The 22,873-nt window shown below is 69.3% G+C and carries 26 protein-coding genes and 1 pseudogene; 18 read left to right on the forward strand and 9 right to left on the reverse strand.

Features of this window, described 5'->3' with window-relative positions; all coding sequences use genetic code 11:
* Together LTT66_RS36195 and LTT66_RS36200 are read left to right on the forward strand one after the other, a co-directional pair.
* Complete coding sequence (locus LTT66_RS36195; RefSeq protein WP_195035292.1) at window positions 1–453, forward strand: thioredoxin family protein; 453 nt, start codon at window positions 1–3, stop codon at window positions 451–453.
* Window positions 450–1,460 carry a glycoside hydrolase family 172 protein gene (locus tag LTT66_RS36200; protein WP_233062937.1) on the forward strand — a complete coding sequence of 337 codons (1,011 nt, stop codon included), beginning with the start codon at window positions 450–452 and terminating at the stop codon, window positions 1,458–1,460. Before LTT66_RS36195 ends, LTT66_RS36200 begins: the two co-directional genes overlap by 4 nt.
* Here the strand turns inward: LTT66_RS36200 and LTT66_RS36205 are convergent.
* Window positions 1,451–1,942, reverse strand: coding sequence for a hypothetical protein (locus LTT66_RS36205; protein WP_181723715.1), 492 nt, complete (start codon window positions 1,940–1,942; stop codon window positions 1,451–1,453). The two genes, LTT66_RS36200 and LTT66_RS36205, sit on opposite strands and share 10 nt — an antisense overlap.
* A gap of 220 nt (window positions 1,943–2,162) precedes the next feature.
* On the opposite strand from LTT66_RS36205, the gene xylB reads away from it, so the two are divergent.
* Window positions 2,163–3,569 carry a xylulokinase gene (gene xylB / locus LTT66_RS36210; RefSeq protein WP_233062938.1) on the forward strand — a complete coding sequence of 469 codons (1,407 nt, stop codon included), beginning with the start codon at window positions 2,163–2,165 and terminating at the stop codon, window positions 3,567–3,569.
* Between the two features lie 153 nt (window positions 3,570–3,722).
* The gene (locus tag LTT66_RS36215; RefSeq protein WP_233062939.1) at window positions 3,723–4,352 is read left to right on the forward strand and encodes a maleylpyruvate isomerase family mycothiol-dependent enzyme; all 630 of its coding nucleotides are present in this window, start codon (window positions 3,723–3,725) and stop codon (window positions 4,350–4,352) included.
* A 5-nt stretch (window positions 4,353–4,357) separates the two neighbouring features.
* Here the strand turns inward: LTT66_RS36215 and LTT66_RS36220 are convergent, their stop codons facing one another.
* A complete protein-coding gene (locus LTT66_RS36220) occupies window positions 4,358–5,143 on the reverse strand; it encodes a helix-turn-helix domain-containing protein (RefSeq protein WP_233062941.1) in 786 nt (261 codons plus the stop codon).
* An 87-nt stretch (window positions 5,144–5,230) separates the two neighbouring features.
* On the opposite strand from LTT66_RS36220, the gene LTT66_RS36225 reads away from it, so the two are divergent.
* Window positions 5,231–5,614, forward strand: a complete 384-nt coding sequence (locus LTT66_RS36225) for a nuclear transport factor 2 family protein (RefSeq protein ID WP_233062943.1) — start codon at window positions 5,231–5,233, stop codon at window positions 5,612–5,614.
* 115 nt (window positions 5,615–5,729) lie between these two features.
* A pseudogene (locus LTT66_RS36230) lies at window positions 5,730–6,047 on the forward strand (mycothiol transferase); the annotation flags it as partial.
* 35 nt (window positions 6,048–6,082) lie between these two features.
* Here LTT66_RS36230 and LTT66_RS36235 read toward each other — a convergent pair.
* Window positions 6,083–7,663: a 2-isopropylmalate synthase gene (locus LTT66_RS36235; protein ID WP_233069519.1), complete on the reverse strand. Its 1,581-nt coding sequence runs from the start codon at window positions 7,661–7,663 to the stop codon at window positions 6,083–6,085.
* 256 nt (window positions 7,664–7,919) lie between these two features.
* On the opposite strand from LTT66_RS36235, the gene LTT66_RS36240 reads away from it, so the two are divergent.
* The 7 genes from LTT66_RS36240 (at window position 7,920) to LTT66_RS36270 (ending at window position 12,534) form a co-directional block, all read left to right on the forward strand.
* Window positions 7,920–8,591 carry a FadR/GntR family transcriptional regulator gene (locus LTT66_RS36240; protein ID WP_233062944.1) on the forward strand — a complete coding sequence of 224 codons (672 nt, stop codon included), beginning with the start codon at window positions 7,920–7,922 and terminating at the stop codon, window positions 8,589–8,591.
* The gene (locus tag LTT66_RS36245) at window positions 8,588–9,397 is read left to right on the forward strand and encodes an ABC transporter ATP-binding protein (RefSeq protein WP_233062945.1); all 810 of its coding nucleotides are present in this window, start codon (window positions 8,588–8,590) and stop codon (window positions 9,395–9,397) included. Before LTT66_RS36240 ends, LTT66_RS36245 begins: the two co-directional genes overlap by 4 nt.
* 64 nt (window positions 9,398–9,461) lie before the next feature.
* Window positions 9,462–9,734: a YciI family protein gene (locus tag LTT66_RS36250; RefSeq protein ID WP_233062946.1), complete on the forward strand. Its 273-nt coding sequence runs from the start codon at window positions 9,462–9,464 to the stop codon at window positions 9,732–9,734.
* 100 nt (window positions 9,735–9,834) lie between these two features.
* Window positions 9,835–10,251, forward strand: coding sequence for a sigma factor (locus LTT66_RS36255; protein ID WP_332909706.1), 417 nt, complete (start codon window positions 9,835–9,837; stop codon window positions 10,249–10,251).
* Window positions 10,252–10,326: 75 nt separating this feature from the next.
* A complete protein-coding gene (locus LTT66_RS36260; RefSeq protein WP_233062948.1) occupies window positions 10,327–10,953 on the forward strand; it encodes an LppP/LprE family lipoprotein in 627 nt (208 codons plus the stop codon).
* Window positions 10,954–11,025: 72 nt separating this feature from the next.
* A protein-coding gene (locus LTT66_RS36265; RefSeq protein ID WP_408638888.1) for an IS5 family transposase occupies window positions 11,026–11,908 on the forward strand; the annotation gives its coding sequence in 2 pieces (ribosomal slippage) (window positions 11,026–11,400 and window positions 11,402–11,908; 882 coding nt in all).
* Between the two features lie 128 nt (window positions 11,909–12,036).
* A complete protein-coding gene (locus LTT66_RS36270; RefSeq protein WP_233062949.1) occupies window positions 12,037–12,534 on the forward strand; it encodes a hypothetical protein in 498 nt (165 codons plus the stop codon).
* A 129-nt stretch (window positions 12,535–12,663) separates the two neighbouring features.
* On the opposite strand, the gene LTT66_RS36275 is transcribed toward LTT66_RS36270, so the two are convergent.
* The gene (locus tag LTT66_RS36275; RefSeq protein ID WP_233062950.1) at window positions 12,664–13,179 is read right to left on the reverse strand and encodes an SRPBCC family protein; all 516 of its coding nucleotides are present in this window, start codon (window positions 13,177–13,179) and stop codon (window positions 12,664–12,666) included.
* Window positions 13,176–13,541 carry a hypothetical protein gene (locus LTT66_RS36280; protein WP_233062952.1) on the reverse strand — a complete coding sequence of 122 codons (366 nt, stop codon included), beginning with the start codon at window positions 13,539–13,541 and terminating at the stop codon, window positions 13,176–13,178. Before LTT66_RS36280 ends, LTT66_RS36275 begins: the two co-directional genes overlap by 4 nt.
* Before the next feature lie 21 nt (window positions 13,542–13,562).
* Here LTT66_RS36280 and LTT66_RS36285 point away from each other — a divergent pair, with 21 nt between their 5' ends.
* The gene (locus LTT66_RS36285; protein ID WP_233062953.1) at window positions 13,563–14,156 is read left to right on the forward strand and encodes a TetR/AcrR family transcriptional regulator; all 594 of its coding nucleotides are present in this window, start codon (window positions 13,563–13,565) and stop codon (window positions 14,154–14,156) included.
* Window positions 14,157–14,180: 24 nt separating this feature from the next.
* Here LTT66_RS36285 and LTT66_RS36290 read toward each other — a convergent pair whose 3' ends face one another.
* A complete protein-coding gene (locus tag LTT66_RS36290; protein WP_233062955.1) occupies window positions 14,181–14,831 on the reverse strand; it encodes an HAD family hydrolase in 651 nt (216 codons plus the stop codon).
* A 201-nt stretch (window positions 14,832–15,032) separates the two neighbouring features.
* On the opposite strand from LTT66_RS36290, the gene LTT66_RS36295 reads away from it, so the two are divergent.
* Window positions 15,033–15,710, forward strand: a complete 678-nt coding sequence (locus LTT66_RS36295; RefSeq protein WP_233062956.1) for a PaaI family thioesterase — start codon at window positions 15,033–15,035, stop codon at window positions 15,708–15,710.
* 226 nt (window positions 15,711–15,936) lie between these two features.
* Here the strand turns inward: LTT66_RS36295 and LTT66_RS36300 are convergent, their stop codons facing one another.
* From LTT66_RS36300 to LTT66_RS36310, 3 genes are read right to left on the reverse strand one after another with little or no spacing between them, the layout of a single operon-like run.
* Window positions 15,937–17,100, reverse strand: coding sequence for a sulfotransferase family protein (locus tag LTT66_RS36300; RefSeq protein WP_233062957.1), 1,164 nt, complete (start codon window positions 17,098–17,100; stop codon window positions 15,937–15,939).
* Between the two features lie 9 nt (window positions 17,101–17,109).
* Window positions 17,110–17,886 carry an SDR family oxidoreductase gene (locus LTT66_RS36305; protein ID WP_181723732.1) on the reverse strand — a complete coding sequence of 259 codons (777 nt, stop codon included), beginning with the start codon at window positions 17,884–17,886 and terminating at the stop codon, window positions 17,110–17,112.
* Window positions 17,886–19,049 carry a hypothetical protein gene (locus LTT66_RS36310; RefSeq protein ID WP_181723733.1) on the reverse strand — a complete coding sequence of 388 codons (1,164 nt, stop codon included), beginning with the start codon at window positions 19,047–19,049 and terminating at the stop codon, window positions 17,886–17,888. The genes LTT66_RS36305 and LTT66_RS36310 overlap by 1 nt, the downstream gene beginning before the upstream one ends.
* Window positions 19,050–19,132: 83 nt before the next feature.
* Between LTT66_RS36310 and LTT66_RS36315 the strand changes: the two genes are divergently transcribed.
* The 3 genes from LTT66_RS36315 to cysC are packed head-to-tail and all read left to right on the forward strand — an operon-like array spanning window position 19,133 to window position 22,809.
* Window positions 19,133–20,032: a helix-turn-helix domain-containing protein gene (locus tag LTT66_RS36315; RefSeq protein WP_233062958.1), complete on the forward strand. Its 900-nt coding sequence runs from the start codon at window positions 19,133–19,135 to the stop codon at window positions 20,030–20,032.
* A 9-nt stretch (window positions 20,033–20,041) separates the two neighbouring features.
* Complete coding sequence (gene cysD / locus LTT66_RS36320; RefSeq protein WP_233062959.1) at window positions 20,042–20,974, forward strand: sulfate adenylyltransferase subunit CysD; 933 nt, start codon at window positions 20,042–20,044, stop codon at window positions 20,972–20,974.
* A complete protein-coding gene (gene cysC / locus LTT66_RS36325) occupies window positions 20,974–22,809 on the forward strand; it encodes an adenylyl-sulfate kinase (RefSeq protein WP_233062960.1) in 1,836 nt (611 codons plus the stop codon). The genes cysD and cysC overlap by 1 nt, the downstream gene beginning before the upstream one ends.
* Window positions 22,810–22,873 lie beyond the last annotated feature (64 nt).

A 22,873-nucleotide genomic window follows, 5' to 3' on the forward strand; every position in this document is an offset into this window, starting at 1 on the left:
ATGCCCACGATCACCCTGACGCAGCACAATTTCGACTCCGTGGTCACGTCCAATCCGATCGTGCTCGTGGATTGGTGGGCCGGCTGGTGTGGGCCGTGTCAGCGTTTCGCGCCGGTGTACGAGGCGTCGGCGGACCGGCACCCGGAGATCGTGCACGGCAAGGTCGACACCGAGGCCGAGCCGGCGTTGAGCGCCACCGCGCGGGTCACCCAGTATCCGACGCTCATGGCGTTCCGGGAGGGCGTGCTGGTGTACTCCGAGGCGGGCGCCCTGGCGGCGGACGCGCTGGAAGACCTCGTGCAGCAGATTCTCTGGCTCGACATGGACCAAGTCCGGCGCGAGCTGGCCCAGCGGTCCGATGCCGGGCAACTCGCCGCGGCCGGCGCCCCCGGCGCCGCGTACCGGGCCGGGCTCGCGCCGGGCACACCCCGATACGGCTGGCCGGGACTGTGACCGCGCCGGGCGGCGAGCTGTGGCGGCTGGACGGCCGGCGAACGCGGTCGGTCAGCGCCGAGAACCCGACGGGGGCGCCGGGCGCGGGCGCGCGGGCGACCGAGGGCACCGGTGCGCACGCGGCTCGGCTGCTGGGCGCGGGGTGGAAGGTGTCCCCGTCGATCGCGCTGGCCGACGGCGAAACCGCCACGCTGGCCGACGTTTCCGGGCCGGGCGTGTTCCGGCATTTCTGGTTGACCACCGAGCGTTCCGTACTGCGCGGGCTGACGCTACGGATGACCTGGGACGACGCGCCGTGGCCCGCCATCGAACTGCCCCTGGGCGCCTTCTTCTGCAACGGGTGGGGCGAGCTGGCCCTGCTGAGTTCGGAGATGGTGGTCGTCGCGCCCGCCGGCGGGCTGAACAGCTACTGGGCCATGCCGTTCCGGCATCGAGCGCGCATCACGCTGGAAAACAGTTGCGGCCGCGAGGTCCCGGTGTACTACCAGGCGACCTACACCGAAGAGGACGTGCCGGACGGCGCGGGGTACCTGCACACACGGTGGCGGCACACGACCGGCGTGGGCACTCCGGCCGTGCACACCATTCTGGACGCGGCGCCGGGGCCGGGCCGTTACGTCGGCACCTACCTCGCCATCCGCCCGGGTGCACCGGGATGGTGGGGCGAGGGCGAAGTGAAGTTCTTTCTCGACGGAGACGTCGATCATCCCACTATTTGCGGGACCGGCACCGAGGACTATTTCGGCGGCGCCTGGAATTTCGACCTCGACGGGACATACCGGACATATTCCACGCCCTATCTCGGGCTGCACCAAGTGCTGCCGCGGGACCAGATCTATCGACCGGATCAGCGGTTCGGAATGTACCGCTGGCATGTGCGCGACCCGATCTGCTTCGAGCGCGAGCTACGGGTCACCGTCCAGGCCCTCGGGTGGCTGGACGCGCAGACCTATCTTCCCCTGGCGGACGCCGACATCGCGACCACCGCCTGGTGGTATCAGGCCTGATCGGGGTCGTCCGCCTCCGGTGGCACCTCCAGCGCCAGCAATTCGTCGGCGCGCGCCAGCGCTGCGTCCATGCCCGCGGTGAGACCGTCCATCAGGGTCAAGCCGTCCAGCAGTCCGGCGAGTTCGTCCTGCACCGCGCGCAGTTCCGCGATCGCCGGGTCGACCGGGAACCACGCGACCGAGTCGTGCCACCACGGGTCGTCGGACAGCCACGCCCACAGCACGTCACGCACCAGCACCGGGTCGGAGGTGTACATCTGGAAGGTCTCCGTCGCCGATCCGGCCCGGTGCTCGAGTTCGTAGAGGCCGTCGGGTAGCAGTCTGGCCCGGATGTCGTGCAGGTCGGCACGGCTGAGTTCGAGAATGGGATGTTCCGGGTCCGCCGGTTCGTCGATCAGGTCGCCGAGCGCGTCCTCGGTCAGGTCGGGCAGCGGCGTCCCGTCTCCGGTGCGGATGCGCACGTCGGTGGGGTCGATGCTCATCGCGCCAGTCTGCCCGACGCGGCTGTCGAATCCCGAAAAGCCCCGGCGCGGGTCGGCGCGGGTGCAAGGTGGTCGGTATGGGCCTTCTGCGATGTATTCGCGTCGGATCACCCGGCGGGTTCGTCGTCGGTGTGCGACCTGCTTCGTCCCAGGCCGCCTCGATTCGCCCATGCCCGCCCCACCACGGCGAGGCGAACCGGCTTCGATCGGGGTGGGCCGGATGACGACGGTCGCGGGAGTCGACAGCTCCACCCAGTCGTGCAAGGTGGTCGTCTGCGACGCCGACAGCGGTGAGGTTCTCGGTCGTGGGCAGGCCCCGCATCCGGAGGGGACCGAGGTCGCCCCGGCGGCGTGGTGGGACGCGCTGCGGACGGCGGGCGCGGGATTGCTCGACGGCGTCGCCGCGATCGCGGTCGCGGGGCAGCAGCACGGCCTGGTCGCCTTGGATGCCGCGGGTGTTCCGGTACGCGACGCGTTGCTGTGGAACGACGTCCGCTCCGCCGGCGCGGCCGAGGAGTTGATCGCCGAACTCGGCGGGCCGCAAGCGTGGGCCGACGCGGTCGGCAGCGTGCCGGTGGCCTCGTTCACCATCGCCAAGCTGCGCTGGCTGGCCGATCACGAGCCGCAGCGTGCCGACCGCACCGCGCGCGTCCTGCTGCCGCACGACTACCTGACCTGGCGGCTGCGAGGCGGCGAACCCGGGTACATTCCCGAGCCCACCACCGACCGCGGTGACGCTTCCGGCACCGGTTACTGGTCACCCGCCGACAACGCCTATCGGGAAGATTTGCTCGCCATGGCCTTTCGTGGACGCGCGCCCGCGCTGCCCCGCGTCCTCGGTCCGGACGAGCCTGCCGGGCGGACACCGTCGGGCGCACTGGTCGCCGCGGGGACAGGTGACAATGCCGGTGCCGCGCTGGGTCTCGGCATCGATGAGGGCGATGTGGTGGTCTCGCTCGGCACCAGTGGGACGGTCTTCGCCCGCGCCGAGCGCGCCTGCGCCGATTCCAGCGGCGCGGTCGCCGGATTCGCGGACGCCACCGGCGCGTTCCTGCCGCTGGTCTGCACGCTCAACGCCGCGCGCGTCCTCACCTCGGCCGCCGACCTGCTCGGCGTGGATCTGCCCACGCTGGAATCGCTGGCCGCCCAGGCGCCGCCGGGCGCGGACGGCCTGGTCCTGCTGCCTTACCTCGCCGGTGAGCGCACACCCAACCTGCCCCATGCGACGGGCAGTCTGCACGGTCTGCGACCGGCGGCCATGCGTCCGGCGACGGTCGCCCGAGCTGCCTTCGAAGGTGTGCTGTGTCATCTCGCCGACGCGCTCGACCATCTCACCGGCGCAGGGGTGCGACCGCGGCGGGTGCTGCTCATCGGCGGCGCCGCCCGCTCCCGGCTGGTCGGGGCGATCGCCGCACAGGTCTTCGGCGTCACTGTGACTGTGCCGGAACCGGCCGAGTACGTCGCGCTCGGCGCCGCGCGCCAGGCCGCCTGGGCACTGAGTGGCGCGGCACGCCCGCCCGCGTGGCCCGCATGCACGGCCGCGGAGCTTCCCGCACCGTCCGACGCGGCGGCCGGGCGAGGGATCCGCGCCGAGTATCGGCGGGCCCGCCGCGCGCTCTACGGCTGATCCGGCGTTCGCCGCGATCCCTACTGGGCCGGGCCCGCCTGCCCCCGCACGAATCGGGGTCGCGTCCACCCCTCGGGTCGCCGATTTTCGTCGCCGGGTGGCGCCCGGACTTCCGGGGAGGTTGGATCACCCTCGTCGAAGAGAGGTGGACAAATGACCGATACCCTGGTGCGAAGGGCGGTGACGGCGGAACGGACGGAACTCGCCGAACTCTTGGCCGGACTGGACGCCGCGAGCTGGGACGCACCGACCCTGTGCGAGGGCTGGCGGGTACGCGAAGTCGTCGCGCACATCACCATGCCGTATCGCCTGTCGAGCGCACGCTTCGCGCTGGGGATGCTCGCGGCGTTCGGGAACTTCAACCGCTTGGCCGACCGCACCGCCCGGGTGGACGCTGCCACGCTCAGCGCGGCGGACCTGCTGAAATCGCTGTGGGACAACGTCGACCACCCCTGGCGGCCCCCGGGCGGCGGGCTCACCAACGCGTTGAGCCACGATGTGATCCACGGCCTGGACATCACCGTGGCGCTCGGCTTGGACCGCCGGGTGCCCGGGGACCGGATGCGCCTGGTCCTTGACACGATCGACCCGAAGACCGTCAAGCTGTTCGGCGCCGAACTCGGCGGCATCGAGCTGCGCGCCGACGACCTGGATTTCAGCTACGGCTCCGGCACGGTGTTGTCGGGGCACGCCCAGGACCTGCTGCTCGTGCTCTGCGGCCGCAAACTGCCCGCCGGGCACCTGGAAGGCGAGCCCGCGCGGCGATTCACGAAACCCTTGTGACCTGTTCAGCGCGTGACGTCGGCAAGCTCGCGCAGGTAGGCGGCCGTTTCGTCGTCGGAGGGGAAATACGCCTCGACCGCGACCTCATCGAGCGTCATGTCGAAGGCCGCGCCGAACGTCGTGATCGTGTTGAAGAAGGACAGTTCGGCGTCGCGGTGGCCCAGCAGGATCGGCAACGCGATGTCCGCAGGGTCGCTGTCGGCGCCTGCCTGGGCACCGTAGGAGCGCAGTTCCTCGTGCAGGGCGGCGAGTCCGGGATCCCCCGTCGCCATGACCCGGCGGGCCAGGCGGGGCAGCAGGAACGCCCGGACCTGCTCCAGGTTGCGCAGCCGCGAAGCGAACCCCGCGGGGTGCAGACCGAGCCGCATCATGTTGATCGGCGGTTCGAGCAGCTCCGGATCCACGCCGTCGAAGAACACGCCGACACAGTCGTTGGCCTGCACCAGGTTCCAGCGCTGGTCCACCGCCAGCGCCGGATACGGTTCATGCAGCCGCAGGACCCGCTGCACCGCGTCCCGAGCACGCCGCAACGCGGGGTCGGTCCAGTCGCGACGGCGGAACTCGGGCGCGTGTCCCGCGGCGATCAGCAGGCGGTTGCGCTCGCGCAGCGGTATGTCCAGCTGTTCGGCCAGGTGCAGCACCATGGATCGACTGGGGATCGTGCGGCCGGTCTCGACGAAACTGACGTGCCGGGCGGACACATCCGCCTGAATGGCCAGATCCAGCTGGCTCAGCTTCCGCCGGCGCCGCCACTCCCGCAGCATTTCGCCGACCGGTCGATCACCGTTCATCGGCTCAGTATCGCGAGGACCGGGTCGCGCCCGCCATTACATGCCATGTAATCGACACCCTCGTCGGAGGGCTGTCAATCTCGGCGCATGACGAATGACAATGTGGCACTGCGCAACAAGGAACTGTTTCTCGAAGGCTTCAACCAATTCGCGGCGGGCAACATCGACGTGCTCCGCACGCTGCTGCACGACGACTTCCTGGAGCACAGCCCCGGAAACCCCTCCGGCAAGGACGCTTTTCTCGAGTTCATCGCCCAGGCACCCGTGACCGGGTCGAAATTGGAGCTGGCGCGGGTGATCGCCGACGACGAGTACGTGGTCATTCACTACCGCATGGTCCTGCCGGACGACGCGGAGCCCGACCAGGCGGTCATCGACATCTGGCGGATCGTCGACGGAAAGATCGTGGAGCACTGGGACGTCGTCCAGCCGGTGCCCGAACCCGCCCAGATCCCGCACGGCATGTTCTGAGCGCGGATAATTCGGGTGCTCGACGGGCCAGGGCGGAGCTAGGGTCGGGCGCGTGACGTGGATCGCGCCCGACTTCGAACGCACCGAGACGCCGCTGGTCGCCGACGAGCGCACCATGCTGCGGGCATGGCTCGACCGGCACCGCGACACCCTGCTGTGGAAGTGCGCGGGGCTCGACGCCGAGCAGCTTCGCACGCGCGCCGTCGAGCCCTCGACCATGTCGCTGCTCGGCCTCGTCCGACACATGACCGAGGTCGAGCGCGGCTGGTTCCGCTGTGCCGCCGCCGGCCAGGACCTCGCCTACGTCTACTGCTCCGAGGACAACCCGGACGGCGATTTCGCCGACGTCGCCGACGCCGACCCGGAGGCGACCTTCGCCGCCTTCCGAGCCGAGATCGCCCAGGCCGAAGCAGCCGTCGCGGCCTTGCCGCTGGACCACACCTTCCGCCACCGCCGGCGCGCCGACGACTACAGCCTGCACTCCAGATATGTGATCGCGGCGCCGTCGTTGCCCGGCTCGATCGACTGCTGGGTCAGGCCCAGCACCTCGATCGGATATCCCGCTTCGGCCAGTGCCTCGGTCAGCGCCGCGACGGCACCGCCGTGGCGCCGCGTACGGTGGGTGACCCCGTCGACGGTCAGCGTGATCTCGGTGCACGCCTGGGCGCCCTCGCCGCTGGTGCGCCAGTCCTTCACGTCCAGCCACGACGGGTCCTCGAAGTAGATCGCCTCGAACAGATCACGCAGTTCGGCGGCGGTGATCTCGACGCCGGTGTCGTCGGCGCGCGCCTGAACGTGCGCGGCGAAGTCGATCTGCAGTCGTCGCGGCAGGTCCATGCCGTATTCGCGGTGCAGCAGGTAGGCGATGCCGCCCTTGCCGGACTGGGAATTGACCCGGATCACCGCCTCGTAGCCGCGGCCGAGGTCGCCGGGATCGATCGGCAGATAGGGCACGTGCCAGTCGAGTTCACGTTCGGCGATGCCCGTCGCGGTGGCTCGGGCGCGATGCCCGGCCAATCCCTTCTTGATCGCGTCTTGATGGGTGCCGGAGAACGCGGTGTGCACCAGGTCGCCGACGTACGGGTGCCGTTCGTGGATCGGCATGCGCGTGCAGTGTTCGACGGTGCGCCGGATCTCATCGATGTCGGAGAAGTCGATCATCGGATCCACGCCCTGCGCGTGCAGATTCAGGGCCAGCGTGGCGATGTCGACATTGCCGGTGCGCTCGCCGTTGCCGAAGACGCAGCCCTCGACGCGTTGCGCGCCCGCGAGCACCGCCAGCTCGGCACACGCGATGCCGGTGCCGCGATCGTTGTGCGGGTGCACCGACAGGATGACGCTGTCGCGGCGGGCCAGATTGCGGTGCATGTACTCGATCTGGTCGGCATAGACGTTCGGGGTGGCGACCTCGACGGTGGCGGGCAGGTTCAGGATGACCGGCCGCCGCACGGTGGCGTCCCACAACGTCGTGATCCGGTCGCAGATGTCGAGCACGTAATCGGGCTCGGTCAGGTTGAACACCTCGGGCGAGAATTCGAACCGCACGTTCGGCAGGTCCCCGGCAGCCGCGAGCACGGTGCGGCCGCCGTCGAGGATCAGCTCGCGCAGCGCCGCGCGGTCCTTGCCGAGCACGATGTCACGCCAAGCGGGAGCCGTGGCGGTGTACATGTGGATCACGACGTCGCTGGGGATGCCGCGGATCGATGCGACGGTGCGCTCGATCAGATCGCGCCGCGCGGGGGTGAACACGACGATCGTCACGTCCTCGGGTGCGAGATCGTCCTCGGCGATGAGCCGGACGAAGTCGAAATCGGTCTGGGAGGCCGATGGATAGCCGACCTCGATCTCCTTGTACCCCATGGCGATCAGGAGTTCGAAGAAGCGCCGCTTGCGCGCCGGGTCCATCGGCTCGGCGAGCGCCTGGTTGCCGTCGCGCAGGTCGACCGGCACCCACAGGGGCGCCTGGGTGATCCTGGCGTCGGGCCAATGCCGCTGGGTGAGCGGCACTTCCACACGCTGGTAGACGTCACGGTAGCGATGCGAGGGCATCTGGGAACGCCGCTGGCGATTCCATGCCGGAGCACGGTCCGGTACGTCGCCCGCGGGAGTGTCGATGGTGGGGAATGCGGTGGTCATGGGTCTGCTTCCTGGCCGAACGGGCCGTCACGACGAAATGTGACCGGCCACGACGAAGCCCCACGGCGGGAGGCCGGTCGTTCAGGCCCCGCCGTGGCGGCTGAGCAGAAGCATGGTGCGCATGATGGCTAGACTGTACACGACTCCTCAGACAAGTAGAGAGGTTGCGATGCTTTCCCAGGTACGGCGCCATCCACTGGCCGCGCAGACGGCCGAAGTGCTGCTGGCCCGCATCCGCGCGGGCGAATGGCCGCTCGGTCACCGCCTGCCGGGCGAGACCACGCTGGCCGCGCAGCTGGGCGTCGGACGCTCGACGCTGCGGGAGGCGATCCGCGAGCTGGCGGGCAAAGGGGTGCTGGACAGCCGTCAAGGCGCGGGTGTCTTCGTGACCGCGCTCGACGTGACCGAGGAGTGGGACGCCGTGCTGCGCGGCGCCGCCATCGCCGCGGTGATCGAAGCGCGCATCGCCATCGAGGCCGAGGCCGCGGCACTGGCCGCCCAGCGGCGAACCCCGGCGGACCTGCGCCTGATTCGTCGTGCGCTGGCCGCGCGCCAGGCGCATGGCGAGCCGATCGCCGAGCACGTCGACGCCGATATGGCGTTCCACCGCGCGGTCATCGTGGCCGCCCACAACGACGTGCTGACCCAGCTGTTCGACAGCTTCCTCCCTCGGCTGCGCCTGGCGATGATCGACATGCTGAAGATCCGTCCGGTGCCCTCGGAGTCCGCGGATCACGCCGCGCATCAGCGGCTGGCCGACGCGATCGCCGCCCGCGACGCCACCGCCGCTGCGGAGTACAGCCGCGCCCACCTGACCACCCTGAAAGAGGCTTTCACGTGACCGATCCGGTGTTGGAACTGACCGATGTGACGTTCCGCCGCGACGGCAAGAAGATCATCGACGGAATCTCGCTGACCGTGCGCGCAGGCGAACGCTGGGCGCTGCTGGGCCCCAACGGCGCGGGCAAGAGCACGCTGCTCGGCTTCTGCGGGGCGGTCACCTTCCCGACCTCGGGGTCGGTGCGGGTGCTCGGCGCGGAACTCGGCCGCGTCGAATTGCAGCGGCTGCGCCGGGGCATCGGTCAGGTGAACCCCCGCCACCCGCTGCGCTCTCCGCTGACCATCCGCGAGGTCGTGCTGACCGGCCTGACCGCGACGATCGACACCCCCATGCGCTGGACACCGACGCCCGGCCAGCTCGACCGGGCCGAGGCGATGATCGACACCGTGGGCCTGACCGGGAAGGCGAAGGAGCTCTGGCCCACGCTGAGCCAGGGCGAGCGCGGCCGGACCCTCATCGCCCGAGCGCTGATCGCCGAACCGCGGCTGCTGCTGTTCGACGAACCGTCCACCGGGCTGGACGTCGCCGCTCGCGAGCAGTTGCTGGACACCCTCGACACCCTGGACCGGACCCACCCCGACGTCGCCTCCGTGCTGGTCACCCACCACCTGGAGGAACTTCCCAGTACGACGACCCACGCGTTGCTCATCGCCGACGGCCACACCGTCGCGGCAGGCCCGGCCGCGACGACGATCACCACCGAGAACGTCACCGCCACTTTCGCCCACCCGGTCGTGGTCCGCTACGACGACGGCCGCTGGACGGCCCGCGCGGCACGCACACCCACCGCATGGCCGTCGAGCTGACTCCGCACGAGCCGATGACCAGGCATTGCCTCGGCTCGGCCGCGCGAGGGCAAGAACTATCCACGTGGACCCCGTTACCGCGCCGGAGGCGGGCGTGCTGCTGGAGACCAACGGCCTTCGCCCGATCACCGAGGCCCCCGGGATCACCCAGTCCGGCGGCGAGCAGACGGTGCTGGACGGCCCGTTCACCGAATCCGGAGAGGTCGTCGGCGGATACTGCATTCTGCAGGTCGAGTCGCAGGAGGAGGCAGTGGAATGGACCTCCCGTTTCCTCACCGCGCACGGCCCCGGATGGGATATCGACGTCGAGGTCCGGCGGATCGACGAGCCCGCCTGAGCGGGCGCGGCGGATGAGCGGTCGGCGGATTCGGCGCGGCGCGCCGTCGAGACCGTGACCCGGAATGGAATGACCTCGGCTGGCCGCCGGGCTCACCCGACTGGTCGGCGACCTCGGCGCTGCCGAAGAGCTCGCACAGGATGCCTTGGTCGCGGCATTGGAACAGTGCCCGCGCGACGGTGTCCCGCCCAATCCCGGCGGCTGGCTCATGCTCACCGCCGAGCACCGCGCGATCGATCTGGTGCGGCGCTACCGCACCTTCGCCTTCGAACTCGAGCCGCTCGGTCGCGATCTCGTGGTGGACGCGCTGGTCGCCGCGGGCGCACTCGACACCTACCCTCTGCGTTACGCCGTGCGCGGCGACCTGCTCGCCCAGCTGGGCCGAAACCAGCAGGCGCGGGCCGGATTCACGCGTGCGGCGGAACTCACGGGAAACACGTCCGAGCAAACGCTGCTGCGCGGTCGGGCGGCCGCGTGCGCGGACGCCGACCAGGCCGTGCCCGGAGCAAGCCCATGAAATTCGCGGCGTAACAGCAACTCTCCCGAATCCGACCTTCTCAGGATTATTGGCACGATTTTCGCGGCGATCTTGGTGACCGGCGCGGTCGCGGGATGCCAGAGCACCGCGACGCCATCGGCGACCGGACAGCCGACGCCAGGGACATCGGGCCCGGCCACCGCGTCCGCCGACGCCGCACCGACCGGCCCGGGCTCGACGCAGGACACGCCGGCGCAGGCGCCGCCGGTGACGCGCGCGCAGGCCAATGCCGCCCCTGCCACCGCAGGCAAAGGCAGGTGCGTCGATCTGAACTCGGGCGTGGTCAACAGCGCGATCACCTCGATCGGCCCTTCGGTGGGCGGTGACCCGTACACCATCGACAGCGCCACCGACGCGCCGGTCGGCTCCTGCCCGCAGCTGCTCTGGGTGCTCGCGGCAACGCCACGCGGCACGGCCAGCTCGCCCTATCATGTGCTGTTCTTCAACCACGACGGATTTCTCGGCACCGCGACGCTGAAGGCGACGTCGTACACGAGCGTGGTCGGCTCCTCCGACCGCGATGTCCAGGTGCGCTATCGCTGGCTGACCGGCGACGATGCCAACTGCTGCCCCTCGGGCGGTCCGGTGGTCATCACCTACACCCTCGGCTCGGACGGCCGTAAGATCACCCCGAACCCGTCCATCCCGGACGAAGTCGCCGATCCCGGCGCTCACCGCTAGGGGGTGTCCTCAAAGTTGCTGCGGCGGATCTGCTTTGTGGCCGGTGGTGTTCTGTTTTGATGTCGCGTTGTGGTGCGCAGGCATGAGTTGACTGATGAGCAGTGGCAGGTCGTGGCGGGGTTGCTGCCGGTGTCGGGGGCTAAGGGCCGCCCCAGGGTGGATGATCGGCGGGTTGTCAACGGCATGTTGTACAAGGCCAAGACCGGGATCGCTTGGCGGGACCTGCCGCAGCGGTACGGGCCGTGGAAGACCGTCTACAACCGGTTCTGGCGGTGGTCGCGCAACGGGACCTTGGCGCTGCTGGTGGCGCGGGTTCGGGTGGTCGCCGAAGCGGTCGCCGAGCTGGATCGGGAGGTGTCGGTGGACTCGACGATCGTGCGCGCGCATCAGCACGCCGCCGGTGCCCGCCGCGGTCGGGTGGTCCATACCGGCGGAGACCGGGTTCTACCCCGAGGCAGGCGACGAGCCCGCTGACCACGCGATCGGCCGTTCCCGTGGTGGACCGACGACGAAGATCCACCTGGCCTGTGACGGGCTGGGGCGGCCGTTGCCGGTCGTGCTGACCGGCGGCAACGTCAACGACTGCACCGTGTTCACTCGAGTGCTGGCCGGTATCCGTATGCCACGCCCCGGGCGGGGCCGGCCGTGGACACGGCCACGTCGGGTGCTGGCCGACAAGGGCTACTCTTCACGAGCGATCCGGGAGCATCTGCGCAGACGCGGGATCGCTGCGACGATTCCCGAACGTGCCGATCAGCAGGCCCACCGCCGTCGTCGCGGCCCGGCTGGTGGTCGCCCGCCGAGTTTCGACCCGGTCGCTTACCGGCGCCGCAACGTGGTCGAGCGTTGCTTCAACCGGCTCAAGCAATATCGGGCCATCGCCACCCGATACGACAAAACCGCAACCTCTTACCGCGGCATGCTCGACCTGGCCACCCTGCTCATATGGCTTTGAGGACACTTCCTAGGGCGTATCGAGCACGCCCTAGCCGCACCACGGTGGTAACGCCGTTGTAATCGCCACACCGCAATCGCATGTGAGCATGCAACGAAATCCACTACCACCGAAGGGAATACGGCTACGTGTGGCAGCTCTATCGAGCAGTACTCCGCACCGACGACCATCTCGTGCTCGGCTATGTGGACGCGGGCGCGAAGCTCATGGACCACGCCCGGATCGGCCACCACCTCGTCCAAGGGATCGAACGTCTGCTCACGACGCCCGCGCGGGTCACCTGGGCCGGACGCGATGCGCCGCGCTCACGGCGCGGCGAAAACCTGTATCGGACAGCGGGTTTCGTGGCAGCACTGGTTCCTCCGGAACACGGCGCCGTCGGCCGGTACCTGCTCAACCACGACCAGCGGATCTTCGTGGACAAGGCGACCGTGCTGGAGAACGAGGCTCGTCACCGCATGCATCCGTTGCCCTTGCTCACCGCCGAACCCGCGCCGGACCACGGAAGGATCGCGGGCGACCACACCGTCCTCGGCTCCTGGGCGCACGCCCTGATCTCGGTGCGCGACACCGTGCCGGAGGGATTCGAGCAACGGAAGTTCGACCTGGTGGAGCGCCCACGCTGAGCGTCGTCCCGGCCGGACCACCGTCGCGCTCGGGTCGAGGTCGACGCCGGGAAGCAGAGGGCGCCTGCGTCGTGCGACCCTCGGTGAGCGGCCACCGCGCCCACCCGGTGCAGATATCGCCCGTCAGCGTTACGGTCGCCCTGGGGCGGCCGCCGAGCCGACGCGATGTTCGGCCTCGGCGAGTTCCTTCAGCGTCAGCAGTTGTTTGCGCATCATGAGCACGTCACCGATCGCCATGGCCACGGCGACGAGTTTCGGTCCGCCGAAGCGGATTCGGACCACGAGCCGCGTTCCCGTGCCGTCGGGACGCACCGCGTAGGTGACGCACACGTTGCCCGCGATCAGGGTGATGTGCCTGCCCAGGACGAAGGACACCAGCTCGAACTGGGACATGAACCGCTGCCCCACCTCGAGTTCGGTGAGCTTCGGATCGCGCAGGCGCGGGCTGCGTTTGCCGAAGTTGTCCAGCAGGTCGTAGCTGTAGGGAGCGACGCGCAACTGGCACAGCCAGGCGTAGACGAGAGCGGGCGGCGCATCGATGCCGATCGCCCGATCAGCCTGGAACCCGCCGGGCTGCCGCTCGTCGCACGGCAGCGGCGCCTCGCGCTCGGCCTCGGTGGCGCCCCACACCGTCCCCGGAATCATGCCGCCGCCGCGATCCGGCGCAGCATCCGGCGCACCACCAATCGGTGACCGCCGGTCCCGATCACCAGCGCGCGATAGATCCGGCCGTGCGGCCCGGGAAAGTCGCCATAGCTGCGCGCGCGGACCCGAGTCCGGCTCGGGCCCTCCTCGTCCAGTTCGAAGATCAGCGCGTACTTCGAGAACCAGTGCTGCCCGCGCAGCGCCAGGCGGTGTGGTTCCGCGACGGATTCGAAAACGAACCCGGCCGGCGCCTTGGGTTCGTGCGGGTCACGGCACATGACTTTCAGCACCGCCTTCCACGCCCGATCGCGGTTCGCGTCGACGGATCTGGCATGCTCATCAATATAGGACAAACGCTCCATATAGAAGGAACGTACTAGTAGATGGCGCCACCCCGCAAGCACGACACCGACGTGATCCTCGACGCAGCGCGCACCCTCGTGCTCGCCGAGGGCCCGCGCGCTGCCAGCGTGTCGGCGATCGCCGAGGCCAGCGGCGCTCCGGTCGGCACCCTGTACCACCGGTTCGGCAACCGCAACGGTGTGCTCACCGCGGCGTGGCTGCGCGCGCTGCGCCGTTTCCAGGACGGCACCCTGGCCGCCGCCGAGGAACCGGACGCGATCGAGGCCGGTGTCGCGATGGTGCGAGCCGCCCTCCGGTTCGGGCGCGAAGTCCCCGAGGATGCCAAGCTGCTGCTCAACCTGCGGCCCAGCGACCTGCTCGACGGCGGGCCCGACGCCGAGTTCAGGGCCACTCTGGCCACCATGAACGCGCCGTTGTTCGAGCATCTGCGCCGCATCGCGCGCGCGCTGTTCGGCCGGGACGGCGAGCGTGAGTTGGATGCGGTCAGCCGCGCGATCGTCGATCTGCCCTACGCGGCGCTGCGCCGCCACGTCTACGCTTCGACGCTGCCCGACTGGCTGGAGGACGACCTGACCGCCGCCGCCCGCGCCCTGCTGACCTCCTACCGTCCCTGACCGGGCCGGTATGCGGCCGGCGGCTCAACCGGCGATCAGTGCGGGAGTGAGTTCGTCGAGGCCGGAGATGACCTTCGCGGCCAGCGCCAGCGCGTCGGAAGCGGGCGGGTATTCCGGGCGCGGCGCCGCGATCACCCGCATCCCCGCCGCGTGCGCCGAGCGCAGGCCGTTGCTCGAATCCTCCACGGCCACACAGTCCGACGGCTGCTTGCGCAGGAACGTCGCGACCGTCGAGTAGACGTCCGGCGCCGGTTTGCCCCGATCGACCTCCTCGGTGGAGAAGGTGACGGTGAAGTATTCGATCAGGCCCGTCCGCCCCAGCACGGTGTCGATGAGCGCGCGTGGCGACGAGCTGGCCAGCCCGAGCGGCCAGCGCTCGCTGATCCGCTGGACGGCGTCGACGGCGCCCGGCAGCAGCGGCACCGCCTCGTCGTAGCGCGCGGACATCCGCTCGATCACCTCCCGCGCGACGGTTCCCGGCGGCTCGCCCACACCGAGCTCGCCGCTCAGGTAGGCCGACCACTCACCGGTGCTCATGCCCATCAGCCGCTGCTGAGAGTCGGGCAGCCACCGTCCGCCCTTCTCCGCGACATAGCCGCGCCGCACCGATTCCCAGACCGGCTCGGAGTCGATCAGTACGCCGTCCATGTCGAAGACGACCGCGGTGATACCCATGCGCACAGAGCCTTTCGCCAGCCGAAAGCGGTCAGAGGTCGATCGCGGCCGGGTCGGGCCTCCGGCCACCGGAACCGTGCCGGTGTCACCCGCGAACAGGCGATCTCCGGTCGCGCACCAGCCTATGCTGTGACGGCCCGCGACGGCGTAACGCGGCACCCGCCGGGCGAGCATTCCCCAGGCAACCGATAACTTGTTCTCATGAACGAACCGCAGGCCGGCGACTCGCTGCCGAGCAAGGAGCATCACGAGGGCGGGTTCCGGCCGATGACCGAGCTGATCGCCGCCCACGAAGCCGCCAAGGACGACATCTCCCGCGGCGGGCCGCACTACGGGCAGTTCATCGAGCAGGTGCGCGGTCTGATGGACCGGGTCCGGCTGGCCTCGCCCTCCGACGAGCTGGCGGTGGACGCGATCGGCATCCTGAAGGAGCTCAACGACAAGCTCGACGCCGCCGCGGTGGACGAGTGGTCGACGCCCAACTGGACCCGCTTCGACCTGCCCGCCCGCGGCAACATCACCCTGCCGCCGTTCTTCATCGACCATGTCGACCGTCAGCAGGGCGTCGACGCGCGCCTGACCTTCCGCACCTTCCACCTCGGCGGCAACAGCGCCGCCCACGGCGGCCAGATCGCCATCGCCTTCGACGACCTGCTCGGCATGGCCGCGGCGGTGCACTCGGGCTCGGTGACCAGGACCGCGTCGCTCACCGTCGACTACCGCTCCATCACGCCGCTGAACACCGAGCTGAAGGTGCGGGCGTGGGCGGAACGACAGGAGGGGCGCAAGGTCTACGTGCGGGCCACCCTGCACGACGGCGACCGGCTGTGCGCGGAGGCGAACGGCTTGTTCATCGTGCTCAAGCCCGGGCAGCCCTGAGGCGGCGCGCCGAGCACGGTCCCGAATGGCATGCTGTGCACGACCGCACGGAATGTCAGGCGTCCAGGCGAATTCGCTTCGATCCGAGAAGCGCAGGTAGGCGGGATACACACCCGCAGCGGTCGCCCGCGCGTGCACTCGATGCAAACTCGCTCGAAATGCCTTCGCGATAGCGATGTTCCGGTGCTCGCCGGTCAGGACCTGCCGACCGGCGAGCATCGATTGATCACCGCCCCGGGAAATGCGCTTCCCGGTATGCGCCGAACCGGGCGTCCACCTGATCGGCGGTCAAGCCGAAATCGGCGAGGGTGTAGCGGTGCGCCGGACGCGCGGCGCCCGAAGTGCTCTCCGCGTGCAAGGCGGTCATCGCCGCGCTCGCCTCGTCGGTCAGCGGCAGCCCGAAGTGCCGGTAGATCGACTCGACGGTGCCGATCGGGTCGGCGACGAACTCGTCGTAGTCGACATCGCAGAACTGCGCCGCGTCGTGGCGCTTGCGGTCGGCGAGGAACCGCTCCGCGCCGCGCGCCCACAGATCCAGCTGCGTCGCGCCGACCACCGGCCCGCGGAACCTCTCCGACCAGCCCGCCGACGCCTGCTCGTTCAAGCTGCACACCGACGCGATGATGGTGCGCGGATCGCGGTGCATCTGAATGACCAGCGCATCCGGATAGACCTCGAAAATGGCGTCCAATGCGAACAAGTGGCTGGGATTCTTCAGCACCCAGCGTTTGCCCGCGTCCGGCAGCCCGATCAGCTGGAGGTTGCGCCGGTGCCTGCGGTAGGCGGGCGTCCAATCCCGATCGCGCAACCACTCGGAATAGGTCGGCAGGTAGGCCAGGCACTCGTAGGACACCGACATGGCCGACTGCCGCAGCAGCTGCCAGCACTCCTCCACCTGATCGGCCGAGATGTGGTGCACGCCCATGAATTCCGGGTGCTCCACGTGGTGCTTGTCGTAGGCGGCGGCCAGCCGCTGGTAGACCGGATTACTCGCCCAGGTCTCGCGCGGCGGGCGTGGCTGTGGCATCTCGGTCAGCCACATCTCCAGCCCCTGGTGCGCCGGGTCGGCGTTGAGCAGGCGGTGCACCGCCGTGGTGCCCGAGCGCGGCAGGCCGGTCACGAAGATCGGTCGTTCGACGGCCACGCCGGCGTGCTGCGGGAACTGCTGCCAGGCCGCCTCGCTGAGCAGCCGGGCGATCAGCGCGCCACGCAGGAAGGCGCGATTGACCTTGTTGCCGAAGGGCGTGAGTTCGGCGTCCTCGGCATAGGACTCGAGCAACACCTCGAGGCCTTCGCGATAGTCGTCGGTCCCGAAATCATCCAGCCCGACCACCTTCGTCGCCGAGGCGTGCAGGTCATCGATGGTCCCGACGTCGTCCCTACCGATCACGGTCATCTCCTAGTGGTGGTATTCGCCGGCGTTGACGTCCAGGCACGCGCCGGTGATCGCGCGGGCCATCGCGGACGCGAAGAACACGACCGCGTCGGCGATCTCGTCGGGTTCGGGCAGTTTGCGCAGGTCGGTGGTCTTCGCGGTCTCGGCGTAGACCTCCTCGGCGGTGATCCCCCGCTGCTGCGCCAAGTAGTTGAAGTACCACTTCAGGTTGTCGGCCCAGATGTAACCGGGCGCGACCGAGTTCACCCGGATGCCCTTGGGCCCGAGTTCGGTGGCCAGGCTCTGCGCCAGCGCGAGCAGGCTGGCCTTCGCCATCTTGTACGGCCCGAACGTCCGCCGCGAGTGGCGCAGCACGGCCGAGTTGATCATCACCACCGAACCCTTGGTTTCGGCGAGGGCGGGCACGAACAGCCTGGTCAAGCGCAACGCGGCCAGCACGTTCGTCTCGAAGCCCGCGCGCACCTGGTCCAAGTCGACGTCGGCGAGGTCGACGATGGGCGGGATGGCGAAGGCGTTGTTCACCAGCGTGTCCACCTTGCCGAACGCGCTGTGCGCGGTCTCCACCAGGTTGGCCGCCGCGGCGTCGTCGTTGATGTCGGTCGGCACCACCACCGCGCGCCTGCCGAGTTCGGTGATTTCTTTGGCCACCTCGGTCAGCCGTGACTCGGTCCGGGAGGCGAGCACTACGTCCGCGCCCGCTTTCGCGCTCTGCACGGCGATCGCGCGCCCCAGTCCCGGCCCGACGCCGGAGACGACGACCACTTTGTCCCGCAACAACATCAGCCCAGCATCCTCTCCGCGACGGCGACCTGCCGCGCCGCGATCCGGTCCCGCCACTGCTCCGGCGTGACGCGCGCCTGCTCGTAGAACGGCAAGCGGGCGGGCAGGTCGGCGACCGCCACCAGCTCCACGGTCGGGCCGTCGTCCGGTTTCATCTCCCGCGACAACCGCTGCCAGCGGAACTGCAGGTATCCCCTGGCGTGCCCGGTGCGCTCGATCCAGTTGGCCAGACCTGGGTCGCGCTCGCTGACCACCAGCCGGATCATCCCGTCCGGGTCCACGTGCGCCTGGTCGGCGGTGATGCTGGTCTGGTGGTTGATGTAGTCCAGCGACAGATACCACATGCTGCCGAGCTGGAAGCCCTGATAGGGGGCGTCGGATTTCGGCACCGTGATGATCATGGCCTGGTCGTCGTCCAGCTCGTAGTGACCGACCGAGGAGAACTGCGTGCTCAGCCCGCCCGGCGTCGGCCTCGGCTCGGTCAGCGTGTTCACCGGCAGGTTCAGGTAGAACCACTCGGGGAAGGCGAGGAAGGTCTTCAACCGCGACACCAGCATCTTGCCCGCTACGTCGTACCGCTTGGTCAGCACGTCCTTGGTCAGCGGCGGCGGCGCGTCACCGATCCGATCCGCCCGATGGATGCGGATCGTGCCCGCCTTCTCGGTCGCCCAATCGCTGTGCACCTCGCGAACCACGAGCATCGCCGCGTCGGCGCCCAGGTGCACGTAACCGGGACGCGCCTCGCCCGGCCCGAACCGGATCTCGTAGGAACCGTCCGGGCGGATGTCGAGCTCGCGGTCGTCGAAGGCGGTGAGGCTGTCGGGCACGTCCACCGGCGAATAGTTGCCGTTGAGCACCTGGAAGCTCAGGTCGCGGGTGGTGCCGCGGGTGCCGGTGACCACGTATTCCGCGTCCGGCCGCAGATAGGAGTGGAAGTAGAGGGTGTCGGGGTTGTCCAGGCCCATCTTGGTGTAGGGACCGGTGGACATCACGAAGAACGGGAAGTCCCGCTCGTAGGCCCAGGCCATCTGCAACGACGCGCGGATGCTGCCCGCCAGATAGTCGTAGCCCTCGACGAGGTCCTGTTCGGTGCGGATGTGCGCGGCTCCGGTGATGATCTGCTCGGCGGCGGCGATGGCGTCCGCGAACGGCTGTGTCAGCAAAGGCTCTCTCCGGTGTTCCAAATATGTACCACTCTGGTACATTTCGTTAAGGGAAAGATTAGAACGTGTTCTAGGAGTGGTCAATGGTCGGCCGTCGGTCCGCACCCACCGCACGAGTGGTTCAGGTCCTGGATTTCTTCGTCGAACAGCGCGGGAAACGCTTCGGACTCTCCGAACTCGCCCGCGAGCTCGACCTGGCCAAACCGACCTGCCTGGGCATCCTCACCGAGCTGACCTCGGGCGGCTATCTGATGCGCGACGCCGATACCCGCACCTACGGGCTCGGGCCAGCGCTGATCGCGGCCGGACGGGTGGCGCAGGACAGCTTCGCCATCTCCGCGCTGGCCCGCGTCGAGCTGGAGAAACTCTCCACGCGCTATCACACGACCTGCACGGCGTCGGCGGTGGTCGGCGAGCAGATCATGGTGCTGGAAAGCACCGGCCCGGGCCTGGTGAAGGTGGGCGCGGCCTACCACTTCGCGCCGCCGGTCGGCCTGATGTATGTGCTCTGGGACACCGACGCGGCGTTCGACGCCTGGCTCGCCAAGCCGCCCGCCGTGCCGCTACGCCAGGACGAAGCGCGCTTGCGCCAGGTCGTCGCCGAATGCCGGGAGCGCGGATTCCTGGTGGAGAGCATGACCACGGCAGGGCGGCGGCTGCACTCGCTGCTGGCCGGGGTCGCCGACCGCGATCTGCCTCCCGAGCTGCGCGAACTGGTCGGCGAGCTGGTAACCAGCCTCGGCGAGCGGGTGTACCTGGGCTCGGACCTGCGGCCGCGCAAAGAGCACGCGGTGAGCCTGCTCGCCGCCCCGACCTACGACGGCGACGGCAGGCAGAACATGGTGCTCACGATGTACGTCGGCCGCTCCGTCACCGGTGCTGAGATCGCCCGCCGCGGCAGCGCGCTGGCAGCCGCCGCCGACGCGGTGACGGCGAACTCCGGCGGACACAAACCATTGACCGACAACCGAAACGTGTTCTAGTTTTGCGGTGTGAGCCAGTACGCGAAGTCGACGGCGAGCACCTACGAGCTGCCCCATCTGGACGCACTCGAGGCCGAGTCGGCGCACATATTCCGTGAAGTGGCAGCGACCTTCGAGCGCCCGGTGTTGCTGTTCTCCGGTGGCAAGGACTCGGTGGTGATGCTGCATCTGGCGGCGAAGGCCTTCTGGCCCGCGCCGCTGCCGTTCCCGGTGCTGCACATCGACACCGGGCACAATTTCGACGAGGTGATCGCCTACCGCGACGAGACGGTGACGCGCCTGAGCCTGCGCCTGGTCGTCGCGCGGGTGCAGGACGACATCGATGCGGGACGGGCGGTCGAGGAAACCGGGCCACGCGCCTCCCGCAATCGGTTGCAGACGACGACGCTGCTGCGCTCGATCCAGGAAGGAGCCTTCGACGCGGTATTCGGCGGCGCGCGCCGCGACGAGGAGAAGGCCCGCGCCAAGGAGCGGGTGTTCAGCTTCCGCGACGAGTACGGCCAGTGGGACCCGCGCAGGCAGCGCCCCGAGCTGTGGAACCTCTACAACGGCAGGCACCGGGCCGGTGAGCACATCCGGGTGTTCCCGCTGTCGAACTGGACCGAACTGGACATCTGGAGCTACATCGCCGCCGAGGGCATCGAACTGCCCCCGCTCTATTACGCACACCGCAGGCAGGTGGTGCAGCGCGATGGAATGCTGTTGGCGCACACCCGTTTTCTCCACCTGCTCGACGGCGAGCAGCCCTACGAGGCCACCGTACGGTTCCGCACGGTCGGCGACGCGACCTGCACCGGCTGCGTCGAATCCACCGCGGCCACACCCGCGGAGGTGGTCGCCGAGGTCGCCGCGGCGCGGGTCACCGAGCGCGGCGCCACCCGCGCCGACGACCGCATCTCCGAGGCAGGCATGGAAGACCGCAAACGCGAAGGCTACTTCTGATGACGACCACACTGTTGCGCCTGGCTACCGCGGGCAGCGTCGACGACGGCAAGTCGACGCTGATCGGCAGGCTGCTGTTCGATTCCAAGACGCTGTTCACCGATCAGCTCGCCGCGGTGGAGCGCACCAGCCGCGATCGCGGCGACGACTATCCCAACCTGGCCCTGCTCACCGACGGCCTGCGCGCCGAACGCGAACAGGGCATCACCATCGACGTGGCGCATCGCTATTTCGCCACGCCCAGAAGGAAATTCATCATCGCGGACACGCCGGGGCACGTGCAGTACACGCGCAACATGGTGACCGGCGCCTCGACCGCCGACCTGGCGCTGATCCTGGTGGACGCCCGTAAAGGCGTGGTGGAGCAGACCCGTCGGCACGCATTCCTGGCCAGCCTGCTCGGCATTCCGCACCTGGTGCTGTGCGTGAACAAGATGGACCTGGCGGACTGGTCACAGGAGCGGTTCGAGGAGATCCGTGCGGAGTTCGCTCGGTGGGCCTCCAAACTGGACGTCTCCGACCTGACCTTCGTGCCCGTGTCCGCGCTGCACGGCGACAACATCGTGCACCGTGGCGCGAGCATGCCGTGGTACGAGGGCACTCCCCTGCTGCACCATCTGGAAGAGGTGCACATCGCCTCCGACCGCAACCTGATCGACTCACGGTTCCCGGTGCAGTACGTCACCCGCAGCCACGCGCAGGATTTCCGCGGTTACGCGGGCACCGTCGCGGGTGGGGTCTTCAAGCCGGGCGACGAAGTGGCGGTGCTGCCGTCGGGTTTCACCACCACGGTGGAGGCGATCTGGGGTCCGGGCGGCGCGCCGGTCGCGGAAGCCTTTCCGCCGCAGGCGGTGACCATCCAACTGGCGGACGAGTTGGACATCTCCCGCGGTGATCTGATCTGCCGTCCGAACAACCGCCCGAACGCGGGCCGCGATCTCGACGCGATGGTGTGCTGGTTCGCCGAGGACACTCAACTGACCCCCGGCGCGACCTACACCATCCGGCACACCACCCGCACGGCCACCGCCGAGGTGCGCTCCCTGGACTACCGACTGGACGTCAACACCCTGCACCGTGACGAGCACGCGGAGTCGTTGTCGCTCAATGAGATCGGCCGCGTCCAGCTGCGCACCCGCCAACCTCTGCTGTTCGACCCCTACCGGCGCAACCGCGCCACGGGCAGCTTCATCCTCGTCGACGACACCACCAACAACACCGTCGCCGCGGGCATGATCACCGGCCCGAGCCTGCCGTCCTCCCGGGTGGTCTGGCACTCCACCGCCGTCGAGCGCGACGAGCGCGGCACCCGCGGCCTGACGGTCTGGCTGACCGGCCTGTCCGGCTCCGGAAAGTCCACCGTAGCCGTGGAACTGGAGCGCAGATTGGTGGCCGCGGGCCGCCCGGCATTCCTCCTCGACGGTGACAACCTGCGTCACGGCCTCAACTCGGATCTCGGCTTCAGCCCCGCCGACCGCGAAGAGAACGTCCGGCGCGTCGGCGAAGTGGCGAAACTGTTCGCCGACGCCGGTGTGGTCGCGGTGGTGTCGCTGATCAGTCCCTACCGCGCCGACCGTGACCGTGTTCGCGCCGCCCACGAGGCGGCGGGCATCCCGTTCCTGGAAGTGTTCGTCGACACGCCACTGGCGGTCTGCGAAGCCCGCGACCCCAAGGGCATGTACGCCAAGGCCCGCGCGGGCGAGATCCGCGGCTTCACCGGCATCGATGACCCCTACGAAGCGCCGACCGACGCCGAAATCGTGCTACGCCCCGACCATGGCGACCCGGCATCGATGGCGGCGACGATCATCGCGCGGCTGACCCGGTTGGATTGATCCCGCCTCGGCGCCGGCTATCCGGAGATCAGCGGCGGTGCGGGCGCCGATCTCCGGATGTGCC

Source organism: Nocardia gipuzkoensis (assembly GCF_021183645.1).
Lineage (GTDB): Bacteria > Actinomycetota > Actinomycetes > Mycobacteriales > Mycobacteriaceae > Nocardia > Nocardia abscessus.